The organism is Serratia sp. 4542 (assembly GCF_016805595.1).
GTDB classification, from domain to species: Bacteria; Pseudomonadota; Gammaproteobacteria; order Enterobacterales; family Enterobacteriaceae; genus Serratia; species Serratia nevei.
Map to the genome: position 1 here is coordinate 1 of NZ_RXKV01000008.1, position 13,026 is coordinate 13,026.

10 protein-coding genes are annotated in these 13,026 nt (G+C 60.4%); 4 read left to right on the top strand and 6 right to left on the bottom strand.

What is annotated here, in order from left to right:
• Positions 1 to 708, bottom strand: a 708-nt coding sequence (gene mpl / locus EKL15_RS10220; RefSeq protein ID WP_203089433.1) for a UDP-N-acetylmuramate:L-alanyl-gamma-D-glutamyl-meso-diaminopimelate ligase, incomplete at its 3' end; no start/stop codon positions are given.
• Between the two features lie 169 nt (positions 709 to 877).
• On the opposite strand from mpl, the gene fbp reads away from it, so the two are divergent.
• Positions 878 to 1,882: a class 1 fructose-bisphosphatase gene (fbp, locus tag EKL15_RS10225; RefSeq protein ID WP_004933587.1), complete on the top strand. Its 1,005-nt coding sequence runs from the start codon at positions 878 to 880 to the stop codon at positions 1,880 to 1,882.
• A gap of 45 nt (positions 1,883 to 1,927) precedes the next feature.
• Here fbp and EKL15_RS10230 read toward each other — a convergent pair whose 3' ends face one another.
• Positions 1,928 to 3,481, bottom strand: a complete 1,554-nt coding sequence (locus EKL15_RS10230) for a methyl-accepting chemotaxis protein (protein ID WP_060421931.1) — start codon at positions 3,479 to 3,481, stop codon at positions 1,928 to 1,930.
• A gap of 260 nt (positions 3,482 to 3,741) precedes the next feature.
• On the opposite strand from EKL15_RS10230, the gene ppa reads away from it, so the two are divergent.
• Positions 3,742 to 4,272: an inorganic diphosphatase gene (ppa, locus tag EKL15_RS10235; RefSeq protein WP_004933594.1), complete on the top strand. Its 531-nt coding sequence runs from the start codon at positions 3,742 to 3,744 to the stop codon at positions 4,270 to 4,272.
• A 53-nt stretch (positions 4,273 to 4,325) separates the two neighbouring features.
• Here the strand turns inward: ppa and EKL15_RS10240 are convergent, their stop codons facing one another.
• From EKL15_RS10240 to EKL15_RS10250, 3 genes are read right to left on the bottom strand one after another with little or no spacing between them, the layout of a single operon-like run.
• On the bottom strand, positions 4,326 to 4,673 hold the full coding sequence (locus tag EKL15_RS10240) for a gamma-glutamylcyclotransferase (RefSeq protein WP_033648686.1): 348 nt from the start codon (positions 4,671 to 4,673) through the stop codon (positions 4,326 to 4,328).
• 2 nt (positions 4,674 to 4,675) lie between these two features.
• Positions 4,676 to 8,494 carry a translocation/assembly module TamB domain-containing protein gene (locus EKL15_RS10245; RefSeq protein WP_203089441.1) on the bottom strand — a complete coding sequence of 1,273 codons (3,819 nt, stop codon included), beginning with the start codon at positions 8,492 to 8,494 and terminating at the stop codon, positions 4,676 to 4,678.
• A complete protein-coding gene (locus EKL15_RS10250; RefSeq protein WP_204275932.1) occupies positions 8,491 to 10,209 on the bottom strand; it encodes an autotransporter assembly complex family protein in 1,719 nt (572 codons plus the stop codon). The genes EKL15_RS10245 and EKL15_RS10250 overlap by 4 nt, the downstream gene beginning before the upstream one ends.
• A gap of 305 nt (positions 10,210 to 10,514) precedes the next feature.
• On the opposite strand from EKL15_RS10250, the gene msrA reads away from it, so the two are divergent.
• Positions 10,515 to 11,156, top strand: coding sequence for a peptide-methionine (S)-S-oxide reductase MsrA (msrA, locus tag EKL15_RS10255; protein ID WP_038879162.1), 642 nt, complete (start codon positions 10,515 to 10,517; stop codon positions 11,154 to 11,156).
• 180 nt (positions 11,157 to 11,336) lie between these two features.
• On the top strand, positions 11,337 to 12,668 hold the full coding sequence (locus EKL15_RS10260; protein WP_049270169.1) for a hemolysin family protein: 1,332 nt from the start codon (positions 11,337 to 11,339) through the stop codon (positions 12,666 to 12,668).
• Between the two features lie 68 nt (positions 12,669 to 12,736).
• On the opposite strand, the gene EKL15_RS10265 is transcribed toward EKL15_RS10260, so the two are convergent.
• Positions 12,737 to 12,943, bottom strand: coding sequence for a DUF1107 domain-containing protein (locus EKL15_RS10265; RefSeq protein ID WP_019453363.1), 207 nt, complete (start codon positions 12,941 to 12,943; stop codon positions 12,737 to 12,739).
• Positions 12,944 to 13,026 lie beyond the last annotated feature (83 nt).

Below are 13,026 nucleotides of genomic sequence, written 5' to 3' on the forward strand. Positions count from 1 at the left end.
GCTCCAGCAGCCCATCGCCATCACCTGCTTCAGGTGGCTGTCGTTGTCCGGCAGGATGATCTTGCCTTTGCCCGGCACCAGACGCACCAGGTGGTGGAACTGTTTCTGGATGGCTTTCAGATCGTCGAAGATATCGGCGTGATCGAACTCCAGGTTATTCATGATCAGCGTGCGCGGGCTGTAGTGCACGAACTTGGAGCGCTTGTCGAAGAACGCGCAGTCATACTCGTCGGCCTCGATCACGAAGAACGGGCTGCCGCCAAGGCGAGCCGAAACGTCGAAGTTGCCGGGCACGCCGCCGATAACGAAGCCGGGCTGGTAGCCGCAGGCCTCGAGGATCCAGGTCGCCATGCCGGCGGTGGTGGTTTTGCCGTGGGTGCCGGCAACCGCCAGTACCCAGCGATCGCGCAATACGGCGTCGTGCAGCCACTGCGGGCCGGAAACGTAAGGAATGCCACGCTCCAGCACCGCCTCCACGCACGGGTTGCCGCGCGTCATGGCGTTGCCGATGATCACCAGATCCGGCGCCGGATCCAGCTGGGCTGGATCATAACCCTGAATAAGATCGATCCCCTGGTTCTCCAGCAGCGTGCTCATCGGCGGATAGACGTTGGCGTCCGAACCGGTGACGTCATGCCCCAGTGAGCGCGCCAGCATCGCCAACCCGCCCATAAAGGTGCCACAGATCCCAAGAATGTGAATGCGCATAGGTTTCTCATGTGAGTGCATCGAATGTCGGCATATTCTAACGCTCAGAATCGTCCAGAAGAAATGGATTTGCCTATGAATGGCGCGCATCTTTGGGCTACACTGCACGCGAAAACGTTGGCGGTTTGTTAACAGGCCGCTATCCATCCGTAGATTCAGGGATTGTGTCATGAAAACGTTAGGCGAATTTATCGTCGAGAAACAGCACGACTTCTCGCACGCCACCGGCGAGCTGACCGCGTTACTTTCTGCAATTAAACTGGGCGCCAAAATCATCCACCGCGACATCAACAAGGCCGGCCTGGTTGATATTCTGGGAACCAGCGGGGTGTCCAACGTACAGGGCGAAGTTCAGATGAAACTGGACCTGTACGCGAACGAAAAACTGAAAGCGGCGTTGAAAGCGCGTGGTGAAGTTGCGGGTATCGCTTCCGAAGAAGAAGATGAAATCGTGATATTCGACGGCGAGCGAGCTGAAAATGCCAAGTATGTCGTTTTGATGGATCCGTTGGACGGTTCGTCCAACATCGATGTCAACGTCTCGGTCGGTACGATTTTCTCTATCTACCGTCGCATCACGCCGGTCGGCACGCCGGTGACCGAAGAAGACTTCCTGCAGCCGGGCAGCGCCCAGGTCGCAGCGGGTTATGTGGTTTACGGTTCGTCCACCATGCTGGTGTACACCACCGGTTACGGCGTCCACGCCTTTACTTATGACCCGTCTCTGGGCGTGTTCTGCCTCTCCCACGAGAAAGTGCGCTTCCCGGCGAGCGGCAACATGTATTCCATCAACGAAGGCAACTACATCAAGTTCCCTCTCGGCGTGAAGAAATACATCAAATACTGCCAGGAGCAGGATGAAGCGACGCAGCGCCCTTACACCTCGCGCTACATCGGTTCTCTGGTGGCGGACTTCCACCGCAACCTGCTGAAAGGCGGCATCTACATCTACCCAAGCACCGCCAGCCACCCGCAAGGTAAGCTGCGCCTGCTGTACGAATGCAACCCGATGGCGTTCCTGGCCGAACAGGCCGGCGGTAAGGCCAGCGACGGCAAAAACCGCATTCTGGACATCACGCCGGTGAAACTGCACCAGCGCGCGCCATTCTTCGTCGGCACCAAGTCGATGGTAGAAGACGCAGAACGCTTCATCGCCGAAAACCCGGACGAGTAACGCGTTCTTTGCAAGGGTTCGGCGCCGCGCCGAACCCTTATCGCCTTACAGCTTGAACGCCGCCATGCTCTGCGCCAGCAGCTGAGCCTGATCTTCCAGCGAGCGCGTCGCCGCCGCCGACTCTTCCACCAGCGCCGCATTCTGCTGCGCCACCTGATCCATCTGCGCCACCGCCAGGTTCACCTGTTCGATGCCGCTGCTTTGTTCCCGCGTCGCCGCCGAGATCTCACGCATCAGCGCCGTGACCCGGCCCACTTCGCCGGTGATGCCGCTCATGGTCTGCGCCGCCGACTCCACCATCTGCTCGCCTTCCTGCACCCGGTTTTGCGACGCTTCGATCAACCCTTTGATCTCTTTCGCCGACTGGGCGCTGCGCTGCGCCAGATTGCGCACTTCGCCGGCCACCACCGCGAAACCGCGGCCCTGTTCGCCGGCACGCGCCGCCTCTACCGCCGCGTTCAGCGCCAGGATATTGGTCTGGAAGGCGATGCCGTCCATCACGCTGATGATGTCGGCGATGCGGCGCGAGCTGTCGGTGATCGCCTGCATCTTGCTCATCACCTGGCTGACCACGTCGCTGCCCTGGTTGGCGATATCGGACACGCTCAGCGCCAGTTGGTTGGCCTGTTCGCAGTTCTCGGCGTTCATTTTCACCGTCGAGGTCAGCTGTTCCATGCTGGCGGCGGTCTCTTCCAGCGAAGCGGCCGATTCTTCGGTGCGCTGCGCCAGATGCAGGTTGCCGGCCGCCAGTTCGCGTGAACCGGTGTCGATCTGGCTGCTGGCGTCACGCACTTTGCTGACCGAACTGGCCAGCGCCTGCTGCATGCGCTGCATCGCCCGCACCAGGCGGCCCATCTCGGTATCGCCCTCACCGCGGATCTCATGGGTCAGATCGCCGCCGGCGATGTGTTCCAGCTGCGCGATGGACTCGTCCAGCGGGCGCAGAATGATCACCCGCAGCGCGAACCAGGCCAGCACCGCCAGCAGCACGCTCAGCAGGCCCGCCACCACGATCAGCGAGATCTTGGTGCTGGCGTTGTTTTCCGCGTCATACACCTGCTGCGCGCCAAGCTTCATCGCGAAACTGCGGAAATCGCTGAGATCCTTTTCGAACGCGATGCTCAGCGCGGAGATGCGCGTTTCCTGAATGTGATAATACTCATCGATCTTGCCGGCCTTGATGGCGGCGGCCATCGGCTTCACGCCCTGCTCCAGATAGGCGCGGTAGCTGTTTTGCAGGCGGTTGGAGAGTTCACGGCCGCGATCGGTCACGGTGCCGACGCCGACAAAGCGCGCCATTTCCTTGTTCGACTGCTCGAGGTAACCGTAGATGCGGCCCACGGTGGCGTCGGAGACATCGACCTGGCCGATCTCCCGTTGGCGCACCGCCAGCGAGGCGGCGGTTCTGGCGCGCAGCGTCAGGTTGGAGCTGTTGGCCAGCGAGCCCAGCTCTTCGCCGAGGATCTGGTTAAGGGTATGGATCGAGCGCGATCCTTCGTTAATCGCGTTGACGCCAATAACGCTGACCATGATCAGCAGCATGGTCATCAGGCTCAGCAGGGCGATCAGCCCAGCCTTCACCGTAATCTTTTTTAGCATGAGTTCTTCCCGGCTTCAGAATAGTGAGATCAGACGTAGTAGGGGTGGCAAAACGCGGAGCCAGCTTTGCTGGCTCATTATTGTTTGTTGAAGTTATCGGCAGGCGAAGGCAAAACTTCATGCCGCGGCGGGATTAATCTGGAAATTCTCCGTGCGCCGGCACGCTGGGTTTTCAACGATGAAAAGGGCAGGAAATCGCAAAAGAGTCCGCTATAATAGCCGCCACTCCATTTCTGGTTTGATGATTAAAGGAAACCGACATGAGCTTGAATCTGGTCCCTGCTGGCAAAGACCTGCCGGAAGACATCTACGTAGTAATCGAAATCCCGGCCAACGCCGATCCAATCAAATACGAAATCGACAAAGAAACCGGCGCGCTGTTCGTTGACCGTTTCATGTCCACCGCGATGTTCTACCCGTGCAACTACGGCTACATCAACCACACCCTGTCTCTGGACGGTGACCCGGTTGACGTGCTGGTCCCAACCCCATACCCGCTGCAGCCGGGCTCCGTGATCCGCTGCCGTCCGGTTGGCGTGCTGAAGATGACCGACGAAGCCGGTGAAGACGCCAAGCTGGTTGCGGTACCGCACAGCAAGCTGACCAAAGAGTACGATCACGTGAAAGACGTGAACGACCTGCCGGAACTGCTGAAAGCCCAGATCGCTCACTTCTTCGAGCACTACAAAGATCTGGAAAAAGGCAAATGGGTGAAAGTGGAAGGCTGGGCAGACGCTGCCGCAGCTAAAGCGGAAATCATCGCCTCCTTCGAACGCGCTGCCAAGAAGTAATGCCAGCCGCCGTCCGATGAAAAAACACCGCTCATTGAGCGGTGTTTTTTTTCTTACTGTTCGTCGAGACGCTTCAGCCAGTCGCCGCTGGTAATCCGCGGGTAACCGTCCACGCTGTGTTTGTACAGGTAGATCCACGCACTCCCATAAGGCGTCTGAATCAGCTCGCGCTTATAGTCCTTGGTGTTGCTTTTCAGTTCGTCCAGCTCTGCCAGAATCGATGAGTTAATACGATACACCTCGCAATGTATCGTGCCCTCTCCAGGGATCGCCGCCGGGTAATGGCCCAGATTATAAATCTGATAGCCTTCGAGCTCGTGCTCGCCGAGCCATTGGGCGTTGGTCATCCAATGGCTGTTTCCCTGTTTGCGCCGTAAACTGCCGTAGACAATTATTCGCATCGCTAAAACTCAAACTGATAGAGCAAATCTAATGCCTGGTCGAGACCAGACACCGCTTCAAGATACAACTTAGGCATCAGGCGATAACGCAACGTCAGCGTGGCCAGCGAGTCGAAAATGCCCACCCCATATTTTACTTGTAAGCCTGGGAGGACATAGCCGCTCACGACAACCTGGGAATTGTCGCCAACCCCCTGAGTGTCCAGAGCCAAATTACTCACGCCGAATGCCTCGCCGATTTTACCCACAAGTTGACCACTTTGTGCAACCCCCATGCCGATTAACATCGAGGTCATGGCGTTGCCGTCGGCGCCGGAGCTGCTCAAGCCCTGGCCGCGCAGCAGATAAGACAAGGCTTCCTGCTGCGATTTGGCCGGATCGGAGAACACTTCCAGCTTCGGCGCATCCGCCAGGCCGGTCACGCGCACGCCGGCGGTCACATCGTCCTCGGTGGATTCCGGGTTGCGGATCGCCTCGATATTCAGCAGCGGCTGATCCGGCGGGCCGGAGAACATCAGCTGCCCTTTACGCACGATCAAATCCTGACCATAAGCATGGAATCGGCCGGAAGGGATGTCAATCTGGCCGTTGAGGCCCAGCCCTTTCTTGTCCTGCACCACCTTAAGATCGCCCTTCAAGCGGGCTTTCAGGCCAAAGGCGTCCAGCCGCACGTCGTTGCCGACGTGGATCATCAGATTGCTGTTGATCGGGATCGACGCGGTCTTCGGTTGAATCGGCTTCAGCTGGTCGTCCAGCATCACCTCGTCGGAAGAGACGCCCACCGCGCTTTCCGGCAGCTCCTGCACCGTGATGCGCGCCCAGGGAATGTCGACCTTGCCGTTGAGCGAGAACAGCTGCGGCGTGGCTTCAAACACCAGATCCGGCGACACGTCGATGCGGATCATCGGCGGCACCGTCACCCGCAGCTTGTCGCCCTTGGCGGCAATGCGCGCACGCCAGGCGTTGATATCGCGCCAGTCGGCATCGCCCGCCAGATTCAGCTGGCCGCGCGTGGTGCTGAGCAACCCTTCCAGCGTCGAGGTCATGCCGTTGAAATTCACCGCCAGCCGCGCGTCGGTCATGTCGAACGGCATCCAGTGCCCCTGCACCTTCGCCCGATCCAACGCCAGGCGCCCGAACACCAGCGGCTTCTGCGCGCTGCCGCCCAGGCGCAGGTTGGCGTTCAGCATGCCCGCCGCGCTTTCGCCCTTCATCAGCGCCGGGTTGATCAGCGCCAGCGAGATGTTGGTGATATTGACGTTGCCGCTGATGGTGCGCCGCACCTGCGGATCCGCCACCTGGATATTGCCGTCGAACTGGCCGTTGTTGGTCAGTTTGATCCGCCAGTCGGCCTGCGCGCGGCCGTTGTTCAAGCCGGCGTTGAGGGTCAGCGTATCGAAGGCGACCGGCAGCGCGTTGCCCTGCACCTGCTGCACCACCTTGACGCCGTTGCCGGCCAGCGTGACTTTCGCCTCCGGCAGCGCGCCGCCCGGCTTCCAGCTGACGTCGGCCCGGCCGGTGAACACGCCGCTCAGGGCGGTGTCCGGGCCGAGGAACGGCTTGATCATCGCCAGGTCGAACCGGTTGAGCACCACGCTGGCCTGGCCGCTCTGGCCGGCTTCAATGGTCTTAGGCACGCACAGCTCGGCGTTCGGGTTCTGCCAACAGTGCGGCCCGACGCTGATTTTCTGCTCGGTGTTCAGGTAGTCCAGCGCGATGGCGCGCGTCAGGCGCCATTCCCCGACCGGCGTATCGAAACGGGTGTTGTTCAGATTGCCGCGCCAGCGCTGCTGCTGACGATCGAAGCTGCCCTGCAGCGCCAGCTGGCCGGAGACCGGCTTGCCGTCAATCTTCAGCTGCAGCTGGTGCTGCTTCTCGCTGCCTTTGGCGTCGAGGGTCAGCAGGCTGACCTCCAGCGCATCCTGCTTCAGCTGTTCGACGCGTACCGCCAGCTGCCCCTGGATCTGATCCGTGGAGCGCACGTCGCCATCGATCTTCACGCGGTTGATGCGCAGCGCCTGCCACTGCAAGCCGGAAGCGGTCAAATCCGCCAGCAGCTGCGGCGCCTGCAGATTGCCGCGCAGCTTCAGCAGCCCTTTGGCGGTGCCGCCCAGGCCCGGCAGCGCGCCGTCCAGACGCGGCGCGTCGATGTTGGCGTCCAGGTTCCAGCTCTTCTCGTCCAGCTGCCCTTTGACGTTCAGTTGGTTGCGCCCCAGCGCCAGATCGATACCGGGGATTTTCCACTGCCCGGCGGCGTTGCCGCTCAGCGTACCGCGCGCCGTGACCTTGTTCTGCTTCACGTTGCCGTCCAGCTGCAATACCGGCACCTGCAGTTGCCAGCTGCCGCCGTGCAGGCTGCCGCGCGTGGTGATCTTCCCATCCAGCTTCGCCGGCCATTCCGGCCACTGCTTGGCGGTATTGATGCCGCTCAGCGTCAATTGCGAGGTCCAGCTGATGGCTTTGCTCCAGTCCACCAGCGCGGTAAGATCGGTATTGCCCTGCAGCGCCGCCAGGCGCAGGCGCTCCAGCTTGAACTGCTCGACGTTGCCTTTGCCGTCCAGCGTCAGCACCGCCGGCGGCAAGTCCTGGCCTTTCAGATTGGCGCGCGTCGACAGCGCGTAGTCGGTCGCCTTGCCGTTAAAGCGCAGGCGGAAGTCATTGACCTGATACTGCGCCTCGCCGCTCAGCGGCCATTTCAGCTGCTTGCTCTGCAACGTCAGCGCCAGCGGCAGGCCGGCTTCGGCCAGCCGGGTTTGCACATCGAGCTGGGCGCCGACCGGGCCGGACAGGTTCAGCGCCACCTTCAGCTCGTCACGCAGCCCACCGCCGATGTTCAGCTTCACCTTCTCGCCCTTCAGCGGTTCGATATTCAGCGCGCTGTTGGCGGTCAGGGCCACCGGCCAGTCGCCGGTCAGGGTTGCCTGCCCCTGCACCGACAGCGTGCCCTGCGGCGACTTCACGTCGAAGTTGTCCAGTTGGATATGCTGATCCTGCGTGCTGGCCTGCAGTAACAGGCTCGTGATTAGCACGTCGGTATCGCCGGTCAAGCGCAGCTGCTCGCCGCTGATCTCTTTGACGGTGATATCCAACGGCAGGCGGATGTCCGGCAGATCCGGCAACAGCGGTTTGGCGAACAGTTCTTTCAGCGTTTCGCCCAGCGGCTTCTCTTCCGGCTGAGGTGCCGGCTTCGCCGCGTCGGTAACCTGCTCGCCGACCTTTTTCGCCACCTCGACCGCCGGCTGCACCGCTTCCGGCAACGGGTTTTGCGGCGTTTTCGGCAAGGCGATCAGCAGCGAGCCGATCTTGGTCGGCATCAGCGTCAGCGCGCGCTCTTGCCACTGCGCGCCGGTGCGGAACTCGGCCAGAGAGATGGCGGTGTCGTCGACGGTGACCTTGACGTTGTTCAACGCCAACAGGCGCAGCGTGATCGGATAAGGCGTGCTGAGATTGGTGGTCGGCTCACTGCTCTCCTCCACCGGCGCGGAAGGCACCATCGCTTTGGTGTTCACCGCCACGTCCACATCCTGGGCGGTCAAGGCATTGACGCACAGCGAGCTGCGTTTAAAGCAGGACAGGTCAAGGGAGAGATGGAACTGCCCGGCGTTGACCGTCACGCCCGGCATCTGATATTTCACGCCCTTCAGCGTCAGATCGCGCCAGCCGCCGCTGACGCCGGCGATCTCCAGCCCCGGCACCCAGCGCGCCGCGCCGTTGATGACCATATGCAAACCGGTGGTGGTGCCTATCAGGAAGGCCAGCCCGCCGATCAGCAACAGCAGAACGACCAGAAATCCGAGACAAATCTTTTTAACCAGGCTCATAGTTCAGGCCCCAAACCGATGTAGAACTGCATCCCGTGGGTGTCCTTGTCTCCCACAGGCGCGGCGATATCCAGCTTCACCGGCCCCACCGGCGACTGCCAGCGCACGCCTACGCCGGCGCCGGTCTTGAAGTTGCTTTTCTTGATATCGTTCACCGCTTCACCGGAGTCGACGAACATCGCCCCCCACCATTTGCCGGTCACGTTGTACTGGTACTCCAGCGAGCCGGTCAGCATCTTGGAGGCGCCGGTCAGCTTGCCGTCGCCATCGCGCGGCGAAATGTCTTTGTACTTGTAGCCGCGAATGCTGCGGTCACCGCCGGCGAAGAAGCGCAGATCCGGCGGCACCTTGTCGAAGTCGTTGGTTTCGATCCAGCCCACCTGGCCACGCGCCACGAAACGGTGCTTGTCGGCCAGCGTGCGGATCCACACGTTCTGCGCCTGCATCAGCGCGAAGTCCACGCCGGAACCCCAGGTGGTGTCGGACACGTCGATAGAGTAGCGCTGGCTGTCGCCCCAGGTCGGCATCAGGCCGCCGCGCGAGCGGGTGCGGTTGAAGCTGACGCCGGGATACAGCAGCATGGTGGTGTTGCTGACGTTACCCTGGGTAAAGTTATCCCAGCGCCAGGTCAGGTTGATCGCCCGCTGCCAGCCGCTGGAGAGATCCCAGTTGCGCGAGGCCACCACTTTGGAGGTGACGGACTTGGTGTCGTTAAGATTGACGTTCTTGAGGCCGCCCTGCAGCAGGTAATACTGCTCCAGCGGGTTCTTCAGCAGCGGGATCTTGTAGGTCAGATCCAGCTGCTGCTCCGGCGCCGATACGCTGGCGCTGGTTTCCAGGCTATGCCCGCGATCGTTGAGCCAGGGCTTTTTCCAGGTGCCTTTCACCCGCGGGCCGACGTCGGTGGAGTAACCGATACCGGTTTCGACGGTGTTGCGCGTGCGCGGCGTCACCAGCGCGTCCAACGGCAAAATCTTGTTCTCTTTGGCATCGTTGAAATCAGGGGATACCACCACCGAGTTGAACCAGTTGGTGGCGGACAAACGGCGGTTCAGCTCGGCCAAATCCTCCGAACTGTAGTAATCCCCCTGATGAAAGGGCACCAGATTTTGCAGATAGTCTTCGCGGATTTGCGAGCCGGTGAATTTTACCTTGCCGAAGCGGTAACGTTCGCCGCTGTTGAAATCGATATCCCAAAACGCCTTGTGCAGATCTTCGGCCACGCCGAGCTGGCTTTTGGTCATGTCGGCATCGAAATAGCCTTTGCGCAGCGCCAGGCCGGTGAGCGAGCCTTTGAAACTGTCATACTTGCCGTGGTTAAGGATCTCGCCGATGGTCGGCCGGTCCTTCTTTACCAGCGCCAGGTAGTCCTCATCGGTCTTCGCGCCGCCTTCCAGCACGATGTTGGCGCCGGCGATACGCACCGGTTCGCCCGGATTGACCTTGGCATGCAGCACCGGGCGCGACATCCCCGGCCGATCGTCCAGCGTAAATTCGATGGTCGGCTGATAATAGCCGAGCGCGCGCAGCCCCTGGCGCACCGCCTCATCCACCCGTGCGCGGAAGCGACCGTCGGTGCCGACCTCTTCAGGCGTGATCGACGACAGGCGCACCCGAACGTTTTTTTCCAACTCTCCGCTTAACCCTTCCACCTGCAACCGCACGTTCGCCGCGTAGGCTGCAGGTGCCGCAAGCAACACAGCTATCAAGCACATGACCGGGTACTTTGGCACGTGTTCTCCTTATTGATTTTACTTTCCTGTTATGGTGTTCGCTCCGGGGCCAGGGCAGACTCCGCGCTATCATGACGGCAGCCCTCTTCAGCCTTGTTCCGGACGCCGCCCGCCGCGCTTTGCCACCGCCGCGCAACAGGCGAATTCTTCACTTTTGGCGCTCAAAATACTGCGTTAAGCTTATACATAAACCCAACTTGCCACTTATTGTGGGCAAAGACGCGGTGAGATACAACCGAACCGCCCCCATGTAGGGTCAATTCTTACTGTGACAACAGGAGTCAACCGTGGTGCCATTTTTTGATAAATCACAAACCGTCGATAAGGCAAGCGCGCTGCCTGGCCGCACCACGCCAATGCCTGTCGCAACGCTCAACGTGGTCACCGAACACTCGATGACCCAGGTGCCGGCAGGCATGGAAGTGGCGATCTTCGCCATGGGCTGTTTCTGGGGCGTTGAGCGCCTGTTCTGGCAGCAGCCGGGCGTCTACAGCACCGCCGCCGGCTACAGCGGCGGCTACACGCCGAACCCGACCTACCGCGAAGTGTGCAGCGGCCAGACCGGCCACGCCGAAGTGGTACGCGTGGTGTTCGATCCGCAGGTCGTCAGCTACAAACAGCTGCTGCAGGTATTCTGGGAAAATCACGATCCGGCGCAGGGCATGCGCCAGGGCGGCGACGTCGGCACGCAGTACCGCTCGGCGATTTACACGCTGAGCCCGGAGCAGCAGGCAGAGGCGGAAAGCAGCCTGCAGCGTTTCCAGCAGGCGATGGACGCGGCGGGCGACAAGCGCGCCATCACTACCGAGATCGCGCCGGCGCTGCCGTTCTATTACGCGGAGGACGATCATCAGCAGTACCTGTTCAAGAATCCGGAAGGCTACTGCGGGCTGGGTGGCATCGGCGTTTGCCTGCCGCCGCAGGGCTAATCCGATGCCGGCCGGCGGCACTTTTTTAACCGCTGGCGGCCCCTGTGGGGCAACTGCTATACTATGCGGGCCGCTTCTGCGGCCCGATAGCTTCCCTTCTGGTTGTTATCGCTGCTTTTTTTACTATGTACTACCCTTCCTCAAGAGCGCCGGCATCCCGTCGGCACGTATGGATAGATTATGTTAAACAGTATTTTACTGATTCTTTTTCTGATCGCGGTGAGTGCGTTTTTCTCACTGTCGGAAATCTCTCTGGCCGCCTCGCGCAAGATCAAACTGAAGCTGATGGCGGACGAAGGCAACATCAACGCCGCCAGAGTGCTTAAACTGCAAGAAACCCCAGGCATCTTCTTCACCGTAGTACAGATCGGCCTGAACGCCGTGGCCATCCTCGGCGGTATCGTCGGCGACGCGGCTTTCTCCCCCACCTTCAAGGTGTTGTTCGATCGCTTCCTGTCGCCCGAACTGGCGGAACAGGTCAGCTTTATCTGCTCCTTCGTGCTGGTGACCAGCCTGTTTATCCTGTTCGCCGATTTGACCCCGAAGCGCATCGGTATGATTGCACCAGAGACGGTCGCCGTCCGGATCATCAACCCGATGCGTTTCTCCATCATGATCTTCCGCCCGCTGGTGTGGTTCTTCAACGGCATGGCCAACCTGATCTTCCGCATGTTCAAGCTGCCGATGGTGCGTAAGGACGACATCACCTCCGACGACATCTACGCGGTGGTGGAAGCCGGCGCCCTGGCGGGCGTGCTGCGCAAGCAGGAACACGAGCTGATTGAAAACGTGTTCGAACTGGAATCGCGCACCGTGCCGTCTTCGATGACCTCGCGTGAAAGCGTGGTGTACTTCGACCTGCGCGAAAGCGAAGAGAGCATCAAGGAGAAGGTCTCGACCCATCCGCACTCCAAGTTCCTGGTGTGCGACGGCCATATCGATCAGGTGGTCGGCTACGTCGATTCCAAAGACCTGCTGAACCGCGTGCTGGGCAACCAGAGCCTGGTGCTGAGCAGCGGCGTGCAGATCCGCTCGGCGCTGATCGTGCCGGATACGCTGACGCTGTCCGAAGCGCTGGAAAGCTTCAAGACCGCCGGCGAAGACTTCGCGGTGATCCTCAATGAATATGCGTTGGTGGTGGGCATCATCACCCTTAACGACGTGATGACCACGCTGATGGGCGATCTGGTAGGCCAAGGCCAGGAAGAGCAGATCGTGGCGCGCGACGAAAGCTCATGGCTGATTGAAGGCGGCACGCCGATCGACGACGTGATGCGCGTGCTGGACATCGACGAGTTCCCGCAGGCGGGCAACTACGAGACCATCGGCGGCTTTATGATGTATATGCTGCGCAAGATCCCGAAACGCACCGACTTCGTCAAATACGCCGGCTACAAATTCGAAGTGGTGGATATCGACAGCTACAAGATAGACCAGCTGCTGGTCACCCGGCTGAGCGACAAACCGGCGGCGGTACTGCCGAAAGCCCCGGAAGACACCCCGGCGGCTTGACGCCAGCCGGCAAAAACATCAGCGGCCCCATCGGGGCCGCATTTTTTTTACCGCTGTCAGCGCAGTGTTCAGCCAAACTCGGCCTGCAACAGCAGCACCTGGCGGTTTACTTCAGACATCACGCTGAAATGGCGCTTGTCACGAATCTTCGGCGGCAGGATTTTCCCCTCGTCGAATTCAAATGCGCCCACGTCCTTGATATACAGCCTTCCGCGAAACAGGGTCTTAACGTACTTTGCCACTTTCAAAGGGTTATAACGCTGGAAGATTCTCATTCTTTTACGCTCCTCCCGTTGATCCATGCGCTCAGCGAGCCGCCAAAGGTGGCAGCCTCGAAATTCAGAACGCAACTTGATTG

Bases quoted from the DNA above. Each gene is read 5' to 3' on its own strand.
- EKL15_RS10230 (WP_060421931.1), bottom strand. From the start codon at position 3,481: ATGCTAAAAAAGATTACGGTGAAGGCTGGGCTGATCGCCCTGCTGAGC.
- EKL15_RS10240 (WP_033648686.1), bottom strand. From the start codon at position 4,673: ATGCGAATAATTGTCTACGGCAGTTTACGGCGCAAACAGGGAAACAGC.
- fbp (WP_004933587.1), top strand. From the start codon at position 878: ATGAAAACGTTAGGCGAATTTATCGTCGAGAAACAGCACGACTTCTCG.
- EKL15_RS10250 (WP_204275932.1), bottom strand. From the start codon at position 10,209: ATGTGCTTGATAGCTGTGTTGCTTGCGGCACCTGCAGCCTACGCGGCG.
- EKL15_RS10265 (WP_019453363.1), bottom strand. From the start codon at position 12,943: ATGAGAATCTTCCAGCGTTATAACCCTTTGAAAGTGGCAAAGTACGTT.
- EKL15_RS10260 (WP_049270169.1), top strand. From the start codon at position 11,337: ATGTTAAACAGTATTTTACTGATTCTTTTTCTGATCGCGGTGAGTGCG.
- ppa (WP_004933594.1), top strand. From the start codon at position 3,742: ATGAGCTTGAATCTGGTCCCTGCTGGCAAAGACCTGCCGGAAGACATC.
- EKL15_RS10245 (WP_203089441.1), bottom strand. From the start codon at position 8,494: ATGAGCCTGGTTAAAAAGATTTGTCTCGGATTTCTGGTCGTTCTGCTG.